Below are 22,441 nucleotides of genomic sequence, written 5' to 3'. Positions count from 1 at the left end.
GATATGGTGATTCCTTTTCGTATCGATGTTATAAGTTTAGCGCCAGAATCTTTTTCTGGGTTGAGCGAACTTGGAGTAATAGGAAGGGCAATTTCAACAGGCATAGCAGAATTACATCTCCATAACCCTCGTGAATTTGCTACTGACAAGTATAGGAAGGTTGATGATGAACCTTATGGAGGAGGAGCGGGGATGGTTCTTAAGCCAGAACCTTTTTTTGCTGCTTTTGATTCAATACCTTCAGATTTAGCCAGGAGGGTTTTATTAATGACTCCTCAAGGGCGAACTTTTACTCAGAAGGATCTTTGTAGGTGGTCTCATAACTACAAACAGCTAGTTTTAGTTTGCGGGCAATATGAAGGCTTTGATGAACGGATTAGAAGTCTTGCAGATGAAGAAGTCTCAATAGGAGATGTTGTTTTAACAGGGGGTGAGTTACCTGCCATGACAATTATTAACGGAGTGGTTCGACTTTTACCTGGTACCTTAGGCGCTCCCGAATCTTTAGTTGAGGAAAGCCATTCAGATTATTTACTAGAACATCCTCACTACACTCGACCAGCGACATTTCGTGGGATGGATGTGCCAGAAGTGCTTCGTAGCGGCAATCATCAGTTGATTTCTGAATGGAGGCAAGAACAACGGGAACTGAGAACAAAAACGAGGCGACCTGACCTTTTTTCTAGGTGGCTTGCTAATCAGTCACCTTGAAAACCATGAAATAACTTATTAATTTGATTATTTAAATTATTGTGCATAGCCTTATTTTTATTGGCTTGTCAATCATTCAATTTAGGTAAATTTTTAAGTGATTATTTTTGCTTATAGAAGATAGCACTGTTACCTAAACTGCTTTTTTGACTTATTATTCTACAGATCAAGTTTCTTTACTGTTGCCCCACTTGACTTTAATTGCTTTATATAACTTTAGCAATTGTAAAAATCATCCCTCCAAAAGTAGAAGCAAGAAGTAAAAATACCATTATTAAAATGATTATTTTTGTGATATTTTTAGGCATATACTCATCTTAAGGGGTGGTTTTAATAATGGCTAATAGAAATAATACATTATTTTAAAAGTAGCTAGTGCTGCAATAAATTTGCACTTGGCGAGATATGGAAGCTTAGGCGAGACCTCTTGCTGATTAAGAAAATATTAAGATTTAGTGAATTTAAGGCATTAAGAATTCATTAGTGATTAGTGCCTAGGTAGTTTATATTTTGAAATTAAATCTTATTTAAGTTTACTAATTATGCTATAAAACTAACCTCTTATTAGAGGAAACTATTATGCAGAAAATAAAGGAAAAGAATTCATCAATCTTGTCCTTGGAAACAATTGACTCTTATTTTGAATGCATTACTAACTGTTCTTTAGTTGGTGAAGGCATTGAATGCATTACTGAATGTGTTGCAATTCATTTAAAGGAGGATGTAGAAGATGATTGAAATTACACCCATTTATATAAGCCCTAAAGGTGGCTCTATTACTTGTTTGCATAAAGGCAATAAAAGGATTTTTCAATCTTGCTCTGCAGATACATGTATTTATTCACGAGACTTACATTCTGCGAAATATGAGCTGAGAAATATAGAATCAAAGTTGTTTATTGAACCTTGTAGAAAAAAAGTCGTTGCTGCCCAACGTAAAACAACTCTTAAATGGAATAATGACGGTGAGCTTTCTTCCATTGATAAAGCAAGAGTTCTTAGCTTGCTTTCAGAAAATGAATTAACTCAATGTGAATTAAATGAAGAGGTTGCGTAAATCTAATCAATATAGATCTTTAAAAAATTGACTAGTTCAAATGTTGGAATGGATTTTAGTTTGTTATTTAATCTTTCAAAACCCTATAGAATATATTGATTGAAGTGTAGATAGGCTACAGCTCTTTCCCTAACACTGAGAATTATTGATATGACTGCCTCTTCCCCAAAGTTTCGTATAGGCAACGGCTATGATATCCATAGGTTAGTTTCAGGAAGAAAATTAATTCTAGGAGGAGTAAAATTAAAGCATCCAGATGGCTTAGGCCTTGATGGACATAGTGATGCTGATGTTCTTGTTCATGCGATCATGGATGCGATGTTAGGTGCTTTAGCCTTAGGAGATATTGGTAAGTTTTTCCCCCCAGATGATTCTCTATGGAAGGATGCTGACAGCCTTGTTCTTTTAGAAAATGTTGAAAAACTTGTTAGAGATAGAGGTTGGAAAATTGTAAATGTGGATTCAGTAGTTATTGCTGAACGTCCCAAGCTGAAGAATTATATTGATTTAATGAGGGAAAATATAGCTGAAAGGTTAAAAGTGAATTGTGACTGTGTTGCTGTTAAGGCAACAACTAATGAGTCCCTAGGCGCGGAAGGCCGTGAAGAGGGAATTAGCAGTCATGCCGTTGTCTTGTTAGAAAAAACATAACAATGAAAAAACCAATTGGACTAATTGGAAATCCTTTGATCTTTTTATCAATTTTTTTCTTGGCAACACTGCTTGTTTTTGGTAAAAGTGACATGACATTCGCTACTTCATCAATTCCCTCAAATAACTCAATTGCAACTGTGGTGGAGTGTCTTAAATTAAAGGTTCCTATTGAAGATAGAGATGCTTGGTTAATTGCTGAAAAGAAAAGTTGGGAACCTTGGCTTGAAGGTAAAGAAGGCTTTCTTAGCAGACAACTCTTATGGGATAGGCAAAGAGAAGAAGCAACAGTTCTTATTACTTGGGCGAGTAGAAAATCTTGGAAAAGTATTTCAAAAGCTGAAATCAATCAGGTTCAGCTTTTGTTTGAAGGATTCGCTAGAGAGGAAACTGGCAAAGAGTTAGATAATCCTTTCCCTATTCAATTTGAAGCTGAACTCTCTCCTCAGTTATGACAAAAGAAGCAAGAATAGATTTTGCTCGTTTAACCAGGCTCGGGATGATTGAAGCTATTTGGGGAGAACACAAGACATCTGAGCAAATAGTTGAAATCCTAAGAGAGCTAGAGCAATATGATCAATTGGCTTTTGTTACAAGAGTGTCTAGAGAAAAAGCTGATCATTTGTTAAATACTTTTGATCAGGCTGAGTTCCATGAAAAAGCACATTGCTTAACACTTGGAGTGCCTCTACCTCCTTTTTGTGATGAGATCAAGGTTGCTGTGGTCAGTGGTGGAACTAGTGATCTTTGTGTATCGGCAGAAGCAGCATTAGCACTTCGCTTACATGGAATTAATGCCGAAATGTTTCTAGACATAGGAGTAGCAGGTTTGCACAGAGTTTTAGAAAATATGGATAAACTCAAAAAGTTTAATGTTGTGATTGCTTGCGCAGGGATGGAAGGGGCCTTGCCTACAGTTTTGGCAGGGCTTATTCCACAGCCAGTAATAGGAGTCCCGGTTTCAGTTGGTTATGGAGTTAGCAAAGGGGGTAGAGCTGCATTAGAAGGAATGCTTGCAAGTTGTGCACCTGGTTTGACGGTAGTAAATATTGATAATGGTTATGGAGCAGCTATGGCAGCTTTGAGGATTATTAAATCAAGCTTTACTAATGGACTTTTATAAAGGAATGGTCTGGCTAATTAAGAAGACTTGAGTTTTCGTTAGGCTTTATTTCAAGCAGCTTCTCAAGCCAAAGTCTCATTGAACGAGGAAGTCGGTTCTCCTCATATCTATGCATTGCTTCCATTATCACGGGAGTGTTAATCCAGCTCACTGACCTTCTAATCATCTGTATTGGGCTTCTTATTGCTTAAAGTTGATATATAAGTGAAGTAGGTGCAATAGCTAAAATTAATAATTATTCTTCTTCGTCACATTTGGCACCTAGCCAAGAAAGTTCATTGCTATTTGTCGATGACTCTACATCCAGTAATCGATTTACAAGTTCAGATAGATCTCTTTGAGCTAATTCTCCATTGCGCTCCCACTTCATTGAGCGAGGCTCTGGTTGAGAGGAAGGTGACACCTAGGGAAAAACAAAGTACATACAATTTAATTGTGTTGAAGCCCTCATTTGCGAGATATTGCGAGTTTTTAGCGGAAGAAATTGTGAAGATTTTAAAATTCGAGATTAAATAAAGAGGTTTTGCAAATGTTTTAAGTTCCGATAAGAAAGAATACGCTCTTCTGACGTCAGTGTTTTCCTTGGTTTTGAGGTTGCCAGTATAAATTTTATTGCTTGGGGAGGAGCTGAAACTACCACCTCCAATGCGCCCACCTGGTGAAGCATTTGAAATTGTAGGTATAGAAAATATGAGTAATGAAATCAGTATTATTGGCAATAGAACTCTTCTTATAAGACTGAGAATTAATTAACTAAAAGAGACTTTTGGGAATTTAGCAAATTGTTTTTAGTTGGTTCTAGGACTTTAAGAGCCTCCGCCGACAATCGTTACAATTTCTATGCGGTCACCATGTTTTACTACTTTTTCATTCCATAAACCTGGGCTTAATATTAAGCCATTTAATTCAACGACAATTGTTTTGGGGTGGTGTTTCAATTCTTGGATTATCTCTAAGAGTGATGGAGCGCTTGAAAGATGGGAGAAATTTTTAGACTCTCCATTGACAATTAGATTCATATTAAACTTTTCAAGAGATCGCAACTTGCAGCATAAGGATCTTTTGCATTCATAATCGCATTTATTACTGCAATTCGAGACACACCTTTTGAAAAAACTTCTGAGACGTTTGATTGGTTTATACCGCCAATAGCAAAAAAAGGGAGGGAAATGGTATCCTTTATCTCAGATAAATAGTTAAGTCCAATAGCCTTCGCTCCTTGCTTTGAGTTTGTTTCATATACTGGTCCAATACCTATGTAGTCACAACCACTTAATTCTGCTTGCTTTGCTTCCTCAAAGGTACTCGTGCTAAGCCCTATTAATTTTTCTGAACCTAGTATTCGTCTTGCTTCAATAACAGGTAGATCTCTTTGGCCTAGGTGTATACCATCAGCATTCAAGGCTAGTGCAATGTCTATACGATCATTAACTATAAATAAGGACTCATATTTCTTGCAGATTAAGGCAAGGCTTTTACCTAGAGAAAGTTTTTCAATATCATCACCTTCCTTGCAGCGATATTGGACCATGCTTACACCTGCATCCAAAGCAGTAGATACTGTTTCAAGAAGTTTTGAATGTGGTCTTGTTATGAGGCATAATTTGCAAGAATTAAGTTGTTGACGTAATTTGCTAACTGCAGAGACTTTTAGAATATTGATCTCTAGGTCATATACCTTGTAACGGATTTGTGAGGCGATAATTGAAAGTTGACTATCAGTATGCCTGGAGAACTCTTCGACAACTCTTAAAGCTTCTTGGACTCGAGCACAATTTGCAATGACTACTTGAATGGGTTTTGTCCGACTTTGTTGTGCAGAGTGAGTGAGCCCTAATCCCTGATCTGCCACTGTAGAACGAGCTCGCTTGTAAATATTCTTATGAGCAAGGCCGAGCTGCTGCCTGAAATCTTTGATCGTTATTACAAGTGCTTGATTTTGAAGAACATAGCGGCACCAATCCTCGATTACTCGCAGCCCTTCTCTTGCTCTGTCAAGGTTGGCATCTATGAGTTGTGCAACACGTTTGTCAGGGTTAGGGGTGACAGGCATTTATTTCGTGCGAACCTTGGCTATGTTCCATAGCCCCAAGTTCATGGAGAAAAACAATTTTGACGGCACAATTAATGTGCTCATTTGGGGAGTTTTTTTACTTGGAGGGATTGGATTTTTTATAGTTTGGGGGTTAACGAATGCATACCCTAATTAGTTTATATTTTTTTTAAGATCATCTCGGCTTGCTTAGCGTCATGAGTGATTTGCTTGCTGAGTGATTCTAGATCTTTAAATTTTATTTGCTTCCTAATCCTTTCAATTGGTTCGACTACCAGCTCTTTCCCTTCTAAATTAATTTCTTGGCCTATAAGGTGAACTTCAACTGCTGAAGGTGCATTTGGGTCAATAGTTGGTTGAGGCCCTAAGTTCATAACAGCTGGAAAGGTAATATCTTTATCCGACTCTTTTGCCCATGCGGCGTATACCCCAATATCTGGAAGTAATTTTCTGCCATCTACTCTGAGGTTTGCAGTTGGCCAACCTAATTTGCTCCCTAGCCCTTTCCCTGGAATAACCAATCCTCGAAAATTGTACGCTCTGCCTAAGAGACTTTGAGTGGCCTTTAAGTCACCTTTTTTTAACTCTGATCTGATTCTGCTACTACTCATTCTCCCTTGAATATCTTCAAGAATGGGAATCACTGAGAGATCTATAGATTTTTTTGCACAAAGTTCTTCCAAAGTATTTGCATCCCCTTCTCGATTATGCCCAAATCTAAAGTTTGCTCCAATTGCAATTCTTTTGGCTTGTAGCTTTTTTAAGAGTATCTGATCAAAAAATTCTTTTGCAGTAAGTTGAGCTAAAGACTTGTCAAAAGGCACTAAGACTAATTGTTTGATACCTAAGTTTTCTAAAATAGATGCTTTCTCGGAAGGTAAATATAGCCGAAGCTTTGATTCGCCATATAGGACTTCTCTTGGGTGGGGCCAGAAACTTACGACAGTGGGTACACCATTTCCTGTTTTAGTGATTGCTTGGATTACTTTTTTGTGACCCGCATGGAGGCCATCAAAACTTCCTAGAGCTAATGCAGTAGGAAGTTTGGCTTGTGAAGGAGAACAGAGAGGAATCAAGGATTAACGTGCAAAATTTTCGTTTAGATGGCAAGTTTGAGATATAGCTGAATCCAACTTGATGCCAGAACATCCTGATTTTCCACTGCTATCTCTAGGTATGCGAAGGATTGGTTGGATTCGTTTTTGGATCCAAACAATCCTCGGAGTTGTGGTGATAGGAGTTTTGCTTTTTAACAATGTTGGAAGCAGTTTGGCAAGGAATTCTGAAAGAGCATTGGGTTTAGGACCTGGACTTTCATTAACTACTTTTGCATTTCTTTTATTGTTATACAGTCTTTGGCATGGATGGTTGATAGTCCGTGCTGGTAGGGCCATTAATACTGCTGCTAGGCCTACGCGAGGAGAAACTAGTCGCTTGTTAAAAAGAGGCTTAATAGTTGATCTGTTGGGATTGGTCTTTTCCTCTATCGGATATCAATCTTTAGCAGGTGCTCTTTTCGTACAAGCTTCAATGCAAGCCCCAGGGATATCTTTGGGAGTTGGGAAGTTTGATATGAATAATTATCCCATCACCTCATTGGAAATGCTTTCTGTTTTAAGCAATACACAAGTTCTTTTTGCTCATTTGATTGGATTAATATTTTCTCTTTGGCTTTTGCAAAGAATTTATAGAAGTAAGTAATAATTTCAATTAAATGAAGGAAGTTCATTAATATCACCTCTCCAGAAAAGGTCAGGTTGAATAGGAGTAATTGAAGGAGAATTTGACTCTATTTGTGCAACATCACTAGGCCAAGAAGATGGACCTTCACCTGCAGAATATAGGTCCTTAACTGCTTTGCCAGCCATCCAGTAGTAAGTATTACCTCTAGGGTCTATTCGTTTGCAGAACTGCTCCTCATATTGCCTTATAGATAGCCTTGTCCAACTTAAGTCACCCATTTCTGATGAGTTGCAAGGTGGCACATTTAAGTTTAAAAGCAGTTTTTTGGGCCAAGCTTGAGTAAGTGCTTTTTCAGCAATATTTAGGGCTAATTGGCTTGCATATGCAAAATCTCTCCATTGAAAACTTGCAATACTTACTGATAATGATGGAATGCCTGCGAGAGTACCTTCAAGAGCTGCAGCTACTGTCCCAGAACAGAAAACATCTGTTCCCAGGTTGGGTCCATGATTGATTCCAGAGAGAACCAAATCGGGCTGTTCGTCAAGCAGTTCATTTAGAGCAAGTTTTATGCAATCAGCAGGAGTTCCGTTGCAGCCCCATGCAGATACTCCTTGCTCAAATAATTCGTTTGCACTCTCTGCCCGTATTGGTGATTGCAATGTAAGGCCATGACCAGTAGCAGAGCGCTCTTGATCAGGACATACAACAGTTACTTTATGCCCTCTAATGGCTGCTTTGGAGGCTAAGGTTCTTATCCCATCTGCAAAAACACCATCATCATTGCTAATTAGAATTTTCAAAGGTTTCATTAATGTGAGCATCCTTTAGGCGAAGTTTTGTCCCATTGCTGTTTAAAGTTTGTATTCAATACTTTTTACTCGTGAGTGAAACTTTATCTCTTAAGCAGCTTACTGATGAACTTGATCGTTTAGAGCAAAAGGCTGCAAAAGAAATTGGGCAGATAGCAGAAGAGGCATCACTTGAAAAGTTAAGAGTTGATTTGCTTGGAAAGAAAGGAAGCCTCTCGAAAATACTTGGTGCTATGAGCGGGCTTAGTCCTAGCGAAAGACCAGTAGTGGGTCAAAGAGCAAATTTGTTAAAGAATCTTTTATTAGATCTCATTTCAAAACGTCTTAAGAAGATCCAGTCCAAAGCTCTAACTGAATTAATAACCAAAGAAACTCTTGATGTCACTATCCCAGCTGTTGGTACACCATTAGGCCGAAGACACCCTTTGAATTCAACCAAAGAGGAAATTATAGATTTATTTTGTGGATTGGGTTATGTCGTCGAAGAGGGGCCTGAGGTGGAAAATGATTATTACAATTTCGAAGCTCTCAATATTCCAGAAAATCATCCTGCAAGGGATATGCAAGATACATTTTATTTAGGTGGAAACTCACTTTTGCGAACTCATACTTCTCCAGTTCAAATTAGATATTTAGAGAAAAACCCGCCACCTGTAAGAATTGTGGCACCTGGAAGGGTATATCGTCGCGATGCAGTTGATTCAACACATTCTCCAGTTTTTCACCAGATAGAGGTGTTAGCAATAGATGAAGGACTGGACTTTAGTCATCTACGGGGGACTGTAATGGCTTTCTTGAAGGCATTCTTTGGGGATTTGCCAGTGCGATTTAGAGCTAGTTATTTCCCTTTTACAGAGCCATCAGCTGAGGTGGATGTTCAATGGCGAGGTAAATGGTTAGAAGTTATGGGATGTGGGATGGTAGACCCAGCTGTCTTGGAAGGTTTAGGAATTGACTCTGAAAGGTGGACAGGGTTTGCAGCAGGCCTTGGTGTGGAGCGTTTCTGTATGGTGCGACATGGTATAGATGACATTAGACGTCTTTATACAAGTGACCTGAGATTTCTTGAGCAGTTTTAGGTTTAAAGTGAGGTTAATTTTTTTATTAAAATAAATTCAAAACTAAAAACATATCTACTTCAAAATGGCTTTAATCGTTATCTTTCTTGACCAGTGCCAAAGTTAGGACTGATTGTCAATGACGGGAAAGAGCTTGCTGTAGAAATTGCTCTCACGATTCAGAAAAAGTGTGAGGAATCTGGCTATGAAGTAGTTAGAGCAAGTAGCTCAGGTGGCATGGTTGGTTTCGCTAACCCAGACCAGCACATGAGAATGCTTGGTTATAGCGCATGTGTCCCAGACGGTTTTGATTCTTCAATGAAGTTGGCCATAGTGCTTGGTGGAGATGGAACAGTTTTATCAGCAGCTAGGCAGACTGCTCCAGTTCAAGTCCCGATATTGACCATAAATACGGGCCATTTAGGCTTTTTAGCCGAGACTTATCTATCGGATCTTGATAAGGCACTAGATCAAGTTTTATCAAGGCAGTGGGATATCGAGCTTAGGACTAGCCTGGTAGTGAGCGTTATGAGAGGTGATCAAAGGAGATGGGAAGCGCTTTGCCTGAATGAGATGGCTTTACATAGGGAACCTCTTACAAGTATGTGTCACTTTGAAATATCTATTGGGAAACATGCGCCAGTTGATATCTCTGCTGATGGAGTTATCCTTTCAACTCCCACAGGATCGACTGCCTATTCTCTAAGCGCTGGCGGGCCTGTAATTACCCCCGATTGTCCTGTTCTCCAGTTGACGCCTATAGCGCCACATTCTTTGGCGTCTCGAGCTCTAGTATTTAGTGATTTAGAACCAGTTACTGTTTTTCCTGCTACACCTGAAAGGTTAATGATGGTTGTTGATGGTACAGCAGGATGTTATGTCTGGCCTGAGGATCGAGTTTTGATTAGACGAAGTAACCACCCTGTAAAATTTATACGTTTATCTGACCATGAATTCTTTCAAGTCCTTAGGAATAAGCTGGGCTGGGGGTTGCCACACGAGGCTAAGCCTGACAAATCATAGAAATTAAAATTATTTTTCTAACTTGGCTTTTAAAATAAATACAGGGTTCATAGGGGAAAACCTTGTTCCTTCTGCTATTTGCACTCCTCTAGAATGTTGATGCTGGCTAATTTTTATTGAGCAATCTGACTTTTTTAAAATTTCTTCGATTATATTAAAGGACTGCAATGTTGCCAGGGGAATTACAATAATTCCTTTACAACTTATCCTTTCAAGTATACTTTCAATAAGCATTTGCTTGTCATATAATGATCCTCCTCCTAAAATTATTCTGTCGGGCTTAGATAAATAACCAGGTATTTTTTCTTTTTCAAGTGCATTTAATATATCTGATTCAATAACCTCACATGGACAAACAGATAGCCTTGAAGAGTTCTTTTCTATAAGATTTTTACTGCCAACTCGCTTATCAATTGAAAGTAATTTAAGCTCAGGTCTTATTCTTAAGGCTTCTAAGCCTATACTCCCTACACCTGCTCCAATATCCCAAAGAACGCCTTGTTTTGGTAATTCTAACTCTGAAAGAATCTGCACCCTAACTTCTCTTTTAGTCATTAACCCTGGCCGATCCGCGTACTGAAGGAAGATGTCATCTTCTATTCCAAAAAGAGGTATTTCACTCTTTAAAAAAATAGGTTTGGTTTGCTTGATTAATACTACTAAGTTTAACGGATCAATATTTTTTGGGATTAATTCAGAAGGGAGGATTTTAGTTATGCGTTCTTTGGGGTGACCAAGTTGTTCAAAAAGCCAAAAATGATAATTTCTTTCTATTTCCATAGCCCTTAAGAAATTTCGGATTTCTTTTATCCCACCTTTATTAGGGTCAGTAAGAATTGCAATTGCCTTTGGATGCTTTTGTAAGGCTTCTTTTAAAAGAGCAGAATCTCTTCCATGTAAACTAATCCATGAAGCATCCTGCCATGATCTGCCAATGCGAGAGAAAGCAAGCTGTAAACAAGTTTGTGACGGGTGAAAGATAATATTCTTATCTGGAAAGTTTTCTAATAAATTTCTCCCAATACCAAACCAAAGAGGGTCCCCACTTGCAAGTACAATAGCGTTTTCTTTTAATTGCTTTACCCAGTTAATTAGCTCATTTGTCTTGTCACTTTCGTATAATTCAGGTAAAGGATCTTCAAAACTTTTGATCTTGAACCAATGTTTTAAAGATGCAATAATTCTCTTGGAACCAGCTATCTTTAGTCCAGAAGTTATTGTTTCCTGAAGTGATAAGGGAAGGTCTTGAATTCCTCCAGCACTTACTCCAATTACTTGAATTTCACTAGAAGTTTTTTTCATTGCGGTATTCTTCTATTCACATTGACGGGCTCTTAGATAAATTAGGCCAGCTTTGGTCTAAAGCTTAGATTTGTTATTTGTTTTTTTCAGTGGAAAAACCTAATTTTCAGGAAACTAACTCTTCAGTAAAGCGTCAAAGACAGCATGAAATCTTATTGGCCCTTATTCGACGTCAGGATGATTTGGAGCTTATAGATATAGAAGCTTCAAGACTTCTTGGCACTATTAAAGGTAGGGGCGACCCTGCTCATTGGATTGACAGGAACAGACGTATCCTAGAGAAATATCAGTCCTTAGTTAGATCTGCAATCACTTTGGATTCCTTGCTCGATTCGGAACAAACGCACAATGAATGATCTGTTTAATTTTAAAAGGCTTTTCTTTGTTCTTCTTACAGCTTTAACCTTATTCTTTTCTGGGCCAAAAATTGGACATGCAACAATTCAAATAACCGAAGGATATAATGGAGAGAAAACTGAAAGAAGTTTGGAAAGTTTGAGGGACTTAGATTATCAAACTTGGCAAATTGTTGTATACCCAATAAATGAGAAAAATGAAGGGAAAACTATCTTACGAATTGTTGGATTTCCTGGGACTCTGAGATTAGATCGCCCTGCAAAATTAAAGGTTAAATCAGGAATAAAATCTTGGATTCTTGAGGATATAACTTTGCAAAATGAGCAATTAGCTAATGATTCAAGAGAAGCTGCCGCAGAGTTTAATTTAGAGCCTTTGCTGTTAGAGCTTAAAAATAATCGGCCATTAAGATTTTCCTTGGCAGGAGCCTTTAATGAATTGCCTATTCCACCCTATCTTGTTAAAGAATGGCGCACTTTAATTGGTAAAGACTTTTCAATTAAAAGCGAAGAAAATAAATGAATAACTTCAATAGTGAGAAATGGATCCCATGGATGCGTCGAGCATTACAGCTTGCTGATTTGGCAGATGGAGAAACGAGTCCCAATCCACTTGTTGGTGCTGTCGTTCTTGACAGTAATGACAATTTAATAGGAGAAGGTTTTCACTCTGCTGCGGGCAAGCCTCATGCAGAAGTAGAGGCATTGCGTCAAGCAGGTGATGCCTCGCAAGGAGGGACTTTAATGGTTACTCTTGAACCTTGTTGCCATCAGGGAAGAACACCTCCATGCACAGACCTCATTTTAAATTCAGGCATCAAGAGAGTTGTAATTGGTTTAAAAGATCCTGATCCAAGAGTCTCAGGGAAGGGTATTGCCATTTTGAAATCATCAGGGATTGATGTAATTACTGGCGTTCTTGAAGAAGAGGCTTTATATCAAAACCGAGCTTTTGTTTTTCGTGTACAAACAGGTAGACCATGGGGAATTCTTAAATGGGCCATGAGTTTTGACGGTCGAATAGGGCTTCCTAATGGAACTAGTAAATGGATAACTAGTGAGGATGCAAGAAGTAAAGTGCATGCTTTAAGAGCTAAATGTGATGCAGTTATTATTGGAGGAGGAACTCTGCGAGCTGATGATCCTTTATTAACCAGTAGAGGGATGAGTGATCCTGAACCTAAGAGGGTTGTTTTTACTAGTAGTTTAGATTTGCCAAAATCAGCAAAAATTTGGGATACAGAAACTGCAGAATCAATTATTGCTTTTGGCTCTGAGGTTCGATCTGAACAGTTAGAGCAATTACCTCAGGCACCATCCAAATTGCCTCTTAATGAAAGCAACCCTAAGGAATTATTAGAAGAGTTAGCAAAGAAAGGATGCAATCGAATCTTATGGGAGTGTGGTCCATCATTGGCTACCAAAGCTATAGAGAATGATTGTGTTCAAGAAATATTTGTTTTTATGGCACCAAAACTTATAGGTGGACTGTCTTCTATGAACCCTCTTTCTAATTTTGGTTTTTATTCCATGGAGGAAGTTTTCTCTTTGACAGATGTTTCCTTAGAGAAAATAGGTAAAGATTTTGTATTAAAAATGCTTTTGAAATAGCCCATATAGGTTTTGAAGTCAAGCTCGTTCGGTTCTTACACCTGAAAATCATTAACGGATTTCATGATATTTGTTTAGTTTGGTAATCAATAAAAAATTGTTTTCATGCCGATTCGACAAGACGAAAATCCACCTAATCGGCGGTTTGGAATTATCAACCTTGTACTGATTGGATTTGGAGCTCTATTGCTTTTTAGTAGCTTTTTCCCTAATCAAAATATGCAAGTGCCAAGAGTCCCTTACTCCCTGTTCATTAATCAAGTTAATGATGGAGAAGTAAAGCGAGCATATATAACCCAAGAACAAATTAGATATGAGCTTTCATCTCCTATTGAAGGCTCACCATCTGTATTGGCAACAACGCCAATATTTGATATGGATCTTCCTCAGCGACTAGAAAATAAGGGGGTCGAATTTGCAGCAGCACCTCCTAAAAAACCAAACATATTTACAACAATTCTTAGTTGGGTTGTCCCACCTTTGATTTTTATTTTAGTTCTTCAATTTTTTGCCAGAAGAAGTATGGGTGGAGGTGGTGCTCAAGGTGCTTTGAGCTTTACTAAAAGCAAAGCAAAAGTATATGTGCCGGATGAAGAGTCAAGAGTAACTTTTGCTGATGTAGCAGGTGTAGACGAAGCGAAAGATGAATTGACTGAAATAGTTGATTTCCTTAAAAGGCCTCAAAGGTACTCAGATATAGGAGCTCGCATACCTAAAGGAGTTTTATTAGTAGGTCCTCCTGGAACAGGTAAAACTTTGCTATCCAAAGCCGTCGCTGGAGAAGCAGAAGTACCCTTCTTTATTATCTCAGGATCTGAATTTGTAGAACTTTTTGTAGGGGCTGGGGCAGCTAGAGTTAGAGATTTGTTTGAACAAGCTAAAAAGAAAGCACCTTGCATAATCTTTATTGATGAGCTTGATGCAATTGGTAAAAGCAGATCAGGATCAATGGGTGTCGTTGGGGGTAATGACGAGAGAGAGCAAACTTTAAATCAATTGCTTACTGAAATGGATGGTTTTGCATCTGCAGATAAGCCAGTAATTGTACTAGCGGCAACTAACCAACCAGAAGTTCTTGATGCGGCTCTATTGCGTCCAGGAAGGTTTGATCGACAAGTTTTAGTTGATAGGCCTGATCTCTCAGGACGGAAGACAATACTTGATATCTATACTAAAAAAGTCAAATTAGCGGAAGATATAGATATCGATTTAATTGCTCAAGCCACTAGCGGATTCGCTGGGGCAGATTTAGCAAACATGGTTAATGAAGCTGCATTGCTAGCAGCAAGAAATAAGAGAACTAAAGTTGAACAGCAAGATTTAAATGAAGCTATAGAAAGGGTTGTAGCAGGCTTAGAGAAAAAAAGCAGGGTTCTTCAAGAAGATGAAAAGAGAGTTGTTGCTTATCACGAAGTTGGACATGCAATTGTCGGGCATCTAATGCCTGGCGGAACAAAGGTGGCCAAGATTTCTATAGTACCTAGAGGTATGAGTGCACTTGGATATACCCTGCAATTGCCTACTGAAGAGAGGTTTTTGAATTCAAAAGATGATCTAAAAGGTCAAATAGCAACTCTCTTGGGAGGAAGATCAGCAGAAGAAATTGTATTTGGGAAAATCACAACAGGGGCTTCTAATGATTTGCAGAGAGCGACAGATCTTGCTGAACAGATGGTTGGGACCTATGGAATGAGTGAAATTTTGGGACCTCTGGCTTATGACAAGCAGGGAGGAGGTTCTTTCTTAGGAGGTAATAACAATCCACGAAGGGTTGTTAGTGATGCAACTGCTCAAGCTATTGATAAGGAAGTAAGAAGTCTCGTAGATGAAGCTCATGAAAGCGCGCTAAATATTCTTAGGCATAATCTTTCTTTACTTGAAACTATCTCTCAAAAGATTCTCCAGAAAGAAGTTATAGAAGGAGATGATCTTAAAAATATGCTTGCAGAGTCTTCCCTGCCATGAAGTTTGTTTGATTAGGACTTGACGAAAGGGGCCTTTATCTCCGATAAAGGCTTTTTGATGCTAACTCCATGGACTCTGCTTCCAAAGGTGTTGCTTGTGAACTTTCTGAGTTAAAAGGAAAGGATTTTATTTCATCTGCTGATTTGACCTCAGAGCAGATTAAAGCTCTTTTTGCGCTTGCAATCCAGCTTAAGATTGAAAATAGAAGAATAGACCTTGGTAATCGAGTTTTAGGCTTGATTTTCAGCAAGGCATCTACTCGAACTAGGGTAAGTTTTCAAGTTGCAATGGCTAGACTAGGGGGGCAGATAGTTGATTTGGGATTACAAGCTACCCAAATAGGTAGAGGAGAACCAATCAAAGACACCGCAAGAGTTTTAAGTAGATACTGTGATGCATTGGCAATAAGAACATACTCTCATCAAGATTTGGTTGATTATTCAAATTGGGCTTCTATCCCAGTTGTTAATGCTCTTACTGATTTAGAACACCCCTGCCAAGCATTGGCTGATTTCCTGACTATTCAAGAATCTTTTGGCAGCTTGAAGGGCCTTACACTTTCATATATTGGAGATGGAAATAATGTTGCTAATTCTTTAATTCTTTGTGGAGCACTTCTTGGTGTAAATGTCCGAGTTGCTAGCCCTATTGGATTTGAACCTGATCCAGATATTGTTTCGAAAGCTCGTTCTGCTTCGTCCTTTGGATCAACTATTCAAATTTCAAATGATCCTGAGTCGACTATAAAAGGTGCAAATGCAATTTATACAGACGTCTGGGCTTCTATGGGTCAGGAAGAAGAGCAGTGTCAACGGGAAATAGCTTTCAAGGGATTTACTGTTGACAATAACCTGTTCTCTCAAGCAGATCCTGAAGCAATTATCTTGCATTGCTTACCCGCACATAGGGGGGAAGAAATTACTGATGAACTCATGGAAAGCACGGCTAGCAAGATATTTGAGCAAGCTGAGAATCGATTGCATATACAGCAAGCGCTTTTAGCTTCATTGTTAGGGGGGCTTTGAAATTTGCAAATTCGCAATTTTATAGGTACATATGTATTGAAGAGTGAATGATTTTACTTAATTTGCTATGGGAGAAGAAGCTTCGCTTACACCAGCTCAGCAAGAACTTTATGAGTGGCTTTCTGAATACATAGGCACTAATCACCACAGCCCTTCTATTAGGCAGATGATGCAAGGCATGGGCCTTCGTTCCCCAGCCCCTATTCAGAGCAGGCTTCGCCATCTTCAGGAAAAAGGATGGATCACATGGAAAGAAGGTCACGCAAGAACTTTGCAGTTACTTGGAGATGCATTCTCTGGTGTTCCCGTTTTGGGTTCAGTAGCTGCTGGAGGATTGGTTGAGACTTTTGATGATGTTCAAGAAACTCTTGATTTGAATAGTGTTCTTCAAACTCGCGGCTTATTTGCTTTAACAGTTAATGGCGACTCAATGGTTGATTCTTATATTGCAGATGGAGATATGGTCCTAATGGAACCTGTTAATGATCCTTCTCGAATAAGGAATGGGACAGTAGTTAGTGCAATGGTCCCAGGCTCAGGCACTACGCTTAAACATTTTTTCCGTAAGGGTTCTTTAGTAAGACTTGAGGCTGCTAACCCTGCTTACGAACCAATAGAAATAGATGCCACTCAGATTCAAATCCAAGGAAAACTTTTAGCAGTTTGGAGGAAGACGAAATGATTGAGGTGTAAAGTAAAGACCTCTTTTGGGGCCATAGCTCAGCTGGTAGAGCACCTGCATGGCATGCAGGGGGTCAGCGGTTCGAATCCGCTTGGCTCCATTTTGTTTGATTGGAACTAATCTTTTATAAAAGAACCTTAGCTTGATGTATTGTTCACTTACCTACGTTGAAAAAACACTATAGATCTATACTTAGCAATCTAATAAATTGTATAGCGGGGCACCATTAACTTGTAAGAATATAAACCATGCCATAATTTTATGCTGATAGTTTACTTGACTTTTCTACATTAATAAGTATTAAAGCATTGTAGTAATAATAAGAATTAAAAGCTTAATATTGAAATCTCAGAGGTTTAGACATATGAGGAATGACCGACTGACTGAATTAAACCAAGGCCTAAAAAAAATTGTTGGTAAGAAGAACTTACTTATAGGTGAAAAGGCAACAAAAAGTTATAGACAAGGAATTAGAGTAGGAGAAGGCAAGGCAAATTGTGTTGTTTTACCTAAAGATCTTATTGAATTTTGGGAGGTGCTCAAGTTATGCATTTCTTTGGACAAGATAATTATTATCCAAGCAGCCAATACTGGCTTGACAGGTGGTTCCACACCTGATGGTGATAAATATGACCGTGATGTTGTAATTATAAATACTTTGCGTTTAGACAGGATCATTATCTTGAATAACGGTTTGCAAGTATTAGCCTTTCCTGGCGCAACTTTATTTGAGTTAGAAGAAACCTTGTCAAATTATAACCGTGAGCCCCATTCATTAATAGGCTCTTCATGTATTGGGGCATCAATAGTGGGAGGAATATGTAATAATTCAGGGGGTAATTTGGTTAACAGAGGCCCAGCCTATACTGAATTATCTCTTTTTGCTAGAGTTAATTCCAAGGGAAAATTAGAATTAATAAATCATTTAGATATTGAACTTGGCAATACCCCTGAGGAAATATTATCTAATCTAGAAAACATAAATTTCAACCAACATGACCTACAAGAATCTAAAATGAAAGCATCAGATATTGAATATAGTGAAAGAATAAGAGATGTTAAATCTTCTTTGCCAGCAAGATATAATTCAGATAGAAGAAGATTGTATGAATCTAGTGGCTGTGCAGGTAAAGTGGCAGTTTTTGCTGCACGTTTAGATACTTTCGTTAAGCCTCGAAAAGAGCAGGTGTTTTTGATTGGAACAAATGATTCTAAGAATTTCAGTGAGCTCAGGAACTATGTACTTACTAGTTTTGAAGACTTGCCTGAAATGGTTGAATATATGCATAAAAGCTTTTTTGATGCAGCATCTAAATATGGTAAAGACACATTTCTAATAATTAAATACCTTGGCCGTGGCTTTATTCCTAAATTATTTGGAATAAAGAAAAAAATAGAGGTATTTTTCTCTTCGTTAAATTTAGATGCATCTAACTTTGTAGATAATTTTCTTCATGACCATGCACAATTATTGCCTGATCACCTTCCTAAGATTGCAAGAGAATATAGACGGCTATTTGATCACATCCTAATAATTAAGGCAGGTGATAAATGTATAGAAGAAACTAGAGAGATGCTTTCTTTTTTAGAAAGTAAGAATAAAGAATTTGATTATCATGAATGCTTAAAGGTGGAAGGTCAAGATTTACTTTTGCATAGATACGTAGCAGGAATTGCGCCAAAACGTTTTATGATTATAAATAACAATATACCTGCTAATCTTTTACCATTAGATGTTGCACTACCCAGGAACTGTACTGATTGGGATCGAATAATAACAGATAATAATTCAACTGGAATATTAGAGTCTTTTCGTATGGGACATTTTCTTTGTATGGTCTTTCATTGGGATTTAATTTTATCTAATACAGAGGACTTTGATGAACAGAAAAAAGTAATTCTTGCAAAATTAGATTCTTTAGGAGCAAAATACCCAGCAGAGCATAATGTAGGTCATCTCTATTTTGCTGAATACGACCTTTCTAATTTTTATAAAAAGATAGATCCAACCAATTCTTTTAATTCTGGGATAGGTAAATTATCAAAAAATAAATTTTATTCCTAAAATTGATAGATATTACTTCCTAAAGCTTTGATCGGTTCTCTTCATTTATCAACAATAATGCTGAATTAAAATTTCAAACCCTCAGAAATGCTTTTTAATGTTGGAAATTTTTTCTTTGCAAGCTATAATACTTTTACAAATCCTTTAATGGATAAAATTACCAAAATTTAATCCCTCAATTCTCTACTTGCTTTATAAATTAGGATAAACAGTTGTCATGGAAAAAAAGATAATACATTTAGACTGTACATTTAGAGATGGAGGTTATTATACAAAATGGGATTTCTCTGAATACTTAATAAACAACTACTTGAGTGCTTTGGATGCTATATCTATAGACTTTTGCGAAATAGGGTTTAGATATTTTGATAATAATAGCTTCAAGGGTGCATGTGCTTTCACGACAGACGACTTCTTGTCTTCTTTATCAATTCCCGATTCTATAGGAATAGCTGTAATGATTAATGCAGCTGATTTGATCCCAGATAACAATTTCAGTTTCACAAGGTTAAATAAACTTGTTCCAGCAGCTTGTAAAGACTCACCAGTCGATTTGATTAGGATTGCTTGTCCAGCTGACTCCATTCATTGTGTTAAGCCAGCTTTTGAGTATTTACATGAAGCAGGTTATAAAACAGGTTGCAATATCACTCAGATATCAGATCAAACTAATCAAGATATAGAACAAATTGGCAAGTATTTATCTAGCTCTTGCGTTGATGTTTTGTACTTTGCGGACAGCTTGGGTTCTATTAAGCCAGATCAAATTAAGAACATCATCTCTTCTTTCAAGCTTTATTGGAAAGGACAAATAGGAATTCATGCTCATGACAACCAAGGACTAGCCCTTTCCAATACTCTTCAAGCAATTAAAGAAGGGGTAGATTGGGTAGATTCAACAATAACTGGTATTGGAAGAGGTCCTGGTAATGCAAAAACGGAAGAGTTGATATTAGAGTTGAATTCTCGATTCGGTCGACAAACGAATTATGTTCCATTGTTGAAATTAATTAATAAAGAATTTTTACCTCTAAAAGCAAAACACTCTTGGGGTACCAATCCTTTTTATTACCTAGCAGGCAAATACTCTATTCACCCATCTTATATTCAATCGATGCTTTCAGATTACCGTTACCAAGAAGAAGATATTTTAGCTTCTATTAATTATCTTCGTGATCAGGGTGGCAAAAAATTTAACTTTACAAGCTTAAATGATACTAGAAAGTTCTATAACAATAAACCTAAGGGCTCTTGGTCTCCTTCGTTATATTTTAAAGGTAAAGATGTTTTGCTCTTAGGTACTGGGTCTAAATTACAATTACATCTAAAGGCTGTCGAATCTTTTATATCTCGCTTTCAGCCAGTTGTTCTTGCAATGAATACTCAGACATTGATCAATAATGATTTGATAGATTTAAGAGTAGCCAGTCACCCTACAAGGTTGTTGGCAGATCTCACCTCTCATTTACATTTACCACAACCACTTGTTGTTCCTCTTTCAATGCTCCCTTTAGACTTCTCTTCTTTATTACATAAAAAGGAAGTTTTAGATTATGGTATAGGTATTTCCCAGGAAGGTTTTGAGTTTCATGATAAATATTGCTTTATACCCAATTCATTAGTTATTTCATATGCTTTGGCAATCGCCACTAGTGGAGGGGCAAAGAAAATCTATTTAGCAGGATTTGATGGTTATGCTTCGGGAGATACTCGTAATGATGAAATCAATCAATTATTAGAAGTTTATAAAAAATATCAGCCTAAAGTAGAACTTATAGCTATTACACCTTCTAAATATAAAAATCTAATGATTCAAAGTGTCTATGGTATTTAAGCTATGAAAGCATGCGTAATAATCCCAGCTAGGTATAACTCAACCAGGTTTCCTGGCAAGCCCCTTGTCCAATTAAATGGAAAACCTTTAATTATTTGGGTAGCAGAGCTTTCCGCTAGAGCTATAGGAAAAGAAGATGTTTATATAGCTACCGATGATAACCGTATTGCAAAATTAGTTAATGAATCAGGATATAATTCTATCTTTACAAGTTCTAACCTTTTAACAGGTACAGACCGTGTAGCAGAGGCAGCTAAGGATTTAGATTATGATATTTTTGTAAATGTTCAAGGAGATGAACCCCTAGTTAATGAGACAGATATATTGCGTGCAATAAATTTTAAGAAATCTCATTATGAAAGCGTTATCAATTGCTATAATAATATTAGACAAGATGAACAACCTGAGAATATAAATATACCTAAAGTCGTTGTTTCAGAGGATAATACTTTGCTATATATGTCAAGATCTTTAATACCGGCTAATAAAAAGCAAATATTAAAAAGTGATCAGTATAAGAAGCAAGTTTGTATATATGCTTATTCCCCTGTTGACTTAGATAGATTTCTTTCTTTTGGAAGAAAGAGTTATTTAGAAAGTAAAGAAGATATAGAAATTCTTAGATTTTTTGAATTAGGAATTAAGATCAAGATGTTTCATACAAAATACTCATCCTTAGCAGTAGATGTACCCTCAGATATTCCACTTGTTGAGCAACAATTATCACAAATTTTTAAATAATGTTACTTGATAGATATAGATCAATTGTATTTGACTGCGATGGTGTTTTACTAAATTCTAATTTTATTAAAACTGATTGCTTTAGAAAAGCACTTCAGCCCTATGGTAAGGAATCAATAGATAGGTTAATAGATTACCATCAATTAAATGGAGGTGTTTCTAGATATAAGAAATTTGATTACTTTCTCTCTGTTATAGCTCCTAAATACTCATCTTTGAAAAATGGTCCAAATTTAGAAGAGCTTGTTGATATTTATAGTAAAGAATGTAAGAAATATCTATTTAAGGCAGAGGTTGCATCTAAATTAGGACTTTTACGAGAATTCACTAAGGATAAAAGTTGGTTTATAGTTTCCGGAGGGGCGGAAGAAGAACTTAGAGAGATTTTTGTAGCTAACAAGTTATTTAAATTGTTCGATGGAGGTATATATGGCAGTCCAGATACTAAAAATAAGATTTTAACAAGAGAAATCTCAAAAGGGACTCTTAATTTGCCAGCTCTTTTCCTAGGTGATAGTAGACTTGACCATCAAGTTGCGCTAGAAAATGGCCTTGATTTTATCTTTATTAGTAACTGGACAGACTTCAAGGATTATAAGTCATACTGTATCAATAATTCAATCCCTATAATTGGCCAAGTTTCTGAACTATTAAATTCTTTGCCACTTTGAATATAGCTCGATAATATA

At 37.3% G+C, this 22,441-nt stretch carries 25 protein-coding genes and 1 tRNA gene; 20 read left to right on the top strand and 6 right to left on the bottom strand.

Features of this window, described 5'->3' with window-relative positions; translation table 11 throughout:
* Positions 1-6 precede the first annotated feature (6 nt).
* The 6 genes from trmD to larB all read left to right on the top strand — a co-directional run bounded on the left by trmD (position 7) and on the right by larB (position 3,542).
* The gene (gene trmD / locus O5635_RS03875; protein ID WP_081934343.1) at positions 7-711 is read left to right on the top strand and encodes a tRNA (guanosine(37)-N1)-methyltransferase TrmD; all 705 of its coding nucleotides are present in this window, start codon (positions 7-9) and stop codon (positions 709-711) included.
* Positions 712-1,290: 579 nt separating this feature from the next.
* Positions 1,291-1,449 carry a hypothetical protein gene (locus O5635_RS03870; RefSeq protein WP_269608030.1) on the top strand — a complete coding sequence of 53 codons (159 nt, stop codon included), beginning with the start codon at positions 1,291-1,293 and terminating at the stop codon, positions 1,447-1,449.
* On the top strand, positions 1,442-1,768 hold the full coding sequence (locus tag O5635_RS03865) for a hypothetical protein (RefSeq protein WP_036902379.1): 327 nt from the start codon (positions 1,442-1,444) through the stop codon (positions 1,766-1,768). Before O5635_RS03870 ends, O5635_RS03865 begins: the two co-directional genes overlap by 8 nt.
* Positions 1,769-1,918: 150 nt before the next feature.
* On the top strand, positions 1,919-2,419 hold the full coding sequence (ispF, locus tag O5635_RS03860) for a 2-C-methyl-D-erythritol 2,4-cyclodiphosphate synthase (RefSeq protein WP_036902380.1): 501 nt from the start codon (positions 1,919-1,921) through the stop codon (positions 2,417-2,419).
* A 2-nt stretch (positions 2,420-2,421) separates the two neighbouring features.
* The gene (locus tag O5635_RS03855) at positions 2,422-2,874 is read left to right on the top strand and encodes a TIGR03792 family protein (RefSeq protein ID WP_036902382.1); all 453 of its coding nucleotides are present in this window, start codon (positions 2,422-2,424) and stop codon (positions 2,872-2,874) included.
* A complete protein-coding gene (larB, locus tag O5635_RS03850; RefSeq protein ID WP_036902384.1) occupies positions 2,871-3,542 on the top strand; it encodes a nickel pincer cofactor biosynthesis protein LarB in 672 nt (223 codons plus the stop codon). Before O5635_RS03855 ends, larB begins: the two co-directional genes overlap by 4 nt.
* 235 nt (positions 3,543-3,777) lie before the next feature.
* On the opposite strand, the gene O5635_RS03845 is transcribed toward larB, so the two are convergent.
* The 4 genes from O5635_RS03845 to O5635_RS03830 all read right to left on the bottom strand — a co-directional run bounded on the left by O5635_RS03845 (position 3,778) and on the right by O5635_RS03830 (position 6,671).
* The gene (locus O5635_RS03845; RefSeq protein WP_152557306.1) at positions 3,778-3,945 is read right to left on the bottom strand and encodes a hypothetical protein; all 168 of its coding nucleotides are present in this window, start codon (positions 3,943-3,945) and stop codon (positions 3,778-3,780) included.
* 403 nt (positions 3,946-4,348) lie between these two features.
* Positions 4,349-4,561 (bottom strand): sulfur carrier protein ThiS, encoded by a 213-nt coding sequence (gene thiS / locus O5635_RS03840; RefSeq protein WP_036902386.1) that lies wholly within the window; start codon positions 4,559-4,561, stop codon positions 4,349-4,351.
* On the bottom strand, positions 4,558-5,595 hold the full coding sequence (locus tag O5635_RS03835) for a thiamine phosphate synthase (RefSeq protein WP_036902388.1): 1,038 nt from the start codon (positions 5,593-5,595) through the stop codon (positions 4,558-4,560). The genes thiS and O5635_RS03835 overlap by 4 nt, the downstream gene beginning before the upstream one ends.
* A gap of 158 nt (positions 5,596-5,753) precedes the next feature.
* The gene (locus O5635_RS03830) at positions 5,754-6,671 is read right to left on the bottom strand and encodes a bifunctional riboflavin kinase/FAD synthetase (protein ID WP_036902390.1); all 918 of its coding nucleotides are present in this window, start codon (positions 6,669-6,671) and stop codon (positions 5,754-5,756) included.
* A 61-nt stretch (positions 6,672-6,732) separates the two neighbouring features.
* Here O5635_RS03830 and O5635_RS03825 point away from each other — a divergent pair, with 61 nt between their 5' ends.
* Positions 6,733-7,296 carry a DUF3611 family protein gene (locus tag O5635_RS03825; protein WP_036902391.1) on the top strand — a complete coding sequence of 188 codons (564 nt, stop codon included), beginning with the start codon at positions 6,733-6,735 and terminating at the stop codon, positions 7,294-7,296.
* 5 nt (positions 7,297-7,301) lie between these two features.
* Here O5635_RS03825 and surE read toward each other — a convergent pair whose 3' ends face one another.
* Positions 7,302-8,090, bottom strand: a complete 789-nt coding sequence (gene surE, locus O5635_RS03820; RefSeq protein ID WP_036902394.1) for a 5'/3'-nucleotidase SurE — start codon at positions 8,088-8,090, stop codon at positions 7,302-7,304.
* Between the two features lie 71 nt (positions 8,091-8,161).
* Between surE and pheS the strand changes: the two genes are divergently transcribed.
* A complete protein-coding gene (gene pheS / locus O5635_RS03815) occupies positions 8,162-9,169 on the top strand; it encodes a phenylalanine--tRNA ligase subunit alpha (RefSeq protein ID WP_036902396.1) in 1,008 nt (335 codons plus the stop codon).
* A gap of 93 nt (positions 9,170-9,262) precedes the next feature.
* Positions 9,263-10,171: an NAD(+) kinase gene (locus O5635_RS03810; RefSeq protein ID WP_036902398.1), complete on the top strand. Its 909-nt coding sequence runs from the start codon at positions 9,263-9,265 to the stop codon at positions 10,169-10,171.
* A 9-nt stretch (positions 10,172-10,180) separates the two neighbouring features.
* Here the strand turns inward: O5635_RS03810 and O5635_RS03805 are convergent, their stop codons facing one another.
* On the bottom strand, positions 10,181-11,473 hold the full coding sequence (locus O5635_RS03805) for a bifunctional cobalt-precorrin-7 (C(5))-methyltransferase/cobalt-precorrin-6B (C(15))-methyltransferase (protein ID WP_036902400.1): 1,293 nt from the start codon (positions 11,471-11,473) through the stop codon (positions 10,181-10,183).
* 89 nt (positions 11,474-11,562) lie between these two features.
* Between O5635_RS03805 and O5635_RS03800 the strand changes: the two genes are divergently transcribed.
* From O5635_RS03800 to O5635_RS03750, 11 genes are all read left to right on the top strand, one after another.
* Complete coding sequence (locus tag O5635_RS03800; RefSeq protein ID WP_036902402.1) at positions 11,563-11,829, top strand: hypothetical protein; 267 nt, start codon at positions 11,563-11,565, stop codon at positions 11,827-11,829.
* Positions 11,822-12,352: a DUF3122 domain-containing protein gene (locus tag O5635_RS03795; protein WP_036902404.1), complete on the top strand. Its 531-nt coding sequence runs from the start codon at positions 11,822-11,824 to the stop codon at positions 12,350-12,352. Before O5635_RS03800 ends, O5635_RS03795 begins: the two co-directional genes overlap by 8 nt.
* Positions 12,349-13,440 carry a bifunctional diaminohydroxyphosphoribosylaminopyrimidine deaminase/5-amino-6-(5-phosphoribosylamino)uracil reductase RibD gene (ribD, locus tag O5635_RS03790; protein ID WP_036902407.1) on the top strand — a complete coding sequence of 364 codons (1,092 nt, stop codon included), beginning with the start codon at positions 12,349-12,351 and terminating at the stop codon, positions 13,438-13,440. Before O5635_RS03795 ends, ribD begins: the two co-directional genes overlap by 4 nt.
* A gap of 105 nt (positions 13,441-13,545) precedes the next feature.
* Positions 13,546-15,405, top strand: a complete 1,860-nt coding sequence (ftsH, locus tag O5635_RS03785) for an ATP-dependent zinc metalloprotease FtsH (protein ID WP_036902409.1) — start codon at positions 13,546-13,548, stop codon at positions 15,403-15,405.
* A 68-nt stretch (positions 15,406-15,473) separates the two neighbouring features.
* Entirely contained in the window at positions 15,474-16,430 is a 957-nt protein-coding gene (gene argF, locus O5635_RS03780) for an ornithine carbamoyltransferase (RefSeq protein WP_036902411.1), read from the top strand.
* A 67-nt stretch (positions 16,431-16,497) separates the two neighbouring features.
* A complete protein-coding gene (gene lexA / locus O5635_RS03775; protein WP_036902413.1) occupies positions 16,498-17,112 on the top strand; it encodes a transcriptional repressor LexA in 615 nt (204 codons plus the stop codon).
* A 27-nt stretch (positions 17,113-17,139) separates the two neighbouring features.
* Positions 17,140-17,212: transfer RNA gene (locus tag O5635_RS03770), tRNA-Ala, on the top strand.
* 264 nt (positions 17,213-17,476) lie between these two features.
* A complete protein-coding gene (gene dld, locus O5635_RS03765; protein ID WP_081934289.1) occupies positions 17,477-19,177 on the top strand; it encodes a D-lactate dehydrogenase in 1,701 nt (566 codons plus the stop codon).
* A gap of 217 nt (positions 19,178-19,394) precedes the next feature.
* Positions 19,395-21,011, top strand: a complete 1,617-nt coding sequence (locus O5635_RS03760; RefSeq protein ID WP_036902416.1) for an aldolase catalytic domain-containing protein — start codon at positions 19,395-19,397, stop codon at positions 21,009-21,011.
* Between the two features lie 3 nt (positions 21,012-21,014).
* Positions 21,015-21,752: a 3-deoxy-manno-octulosonate cytidylyltransferase gene (locus O5635_RS03755; RefSeq protein WP_036902418.1), complete on the top strand. Its 738-nt coding sequence runs from the start codon at positions 21,015-21,017 to the stop codon at positions 21,750-21,752.
* A complete protein-coding gene (locus tag O5635_RS03750) occupies positions 21,752-22,423 on the top strand; it encodes an HAD family hydrolase (protein ID WP_036902419.1) in 672 nt (223 codons plus the stop codon). Before O5635_RS03755 ends, O5635_RS03750 begins: the two co-directional genes overlap by 1 nt.
* Positions 22,424-22,441: the final 18 nt, after the last annotated feature.

This window comes from Prochlorococcus marinus str. MIT 0919 (genome assembly GCF_027359375.1).
Lineage (GTDB): Bacteria > Cyanobacteriota > Cyanobacteriia > PCC-6307 > Cyanobiaceae > Prochlorococcus_D.
The sequence above is the reverse complement of the archived record's forward strand: the minus strand, read 5'-3'. Positions and strand labels throughout refer to the sequence as shown.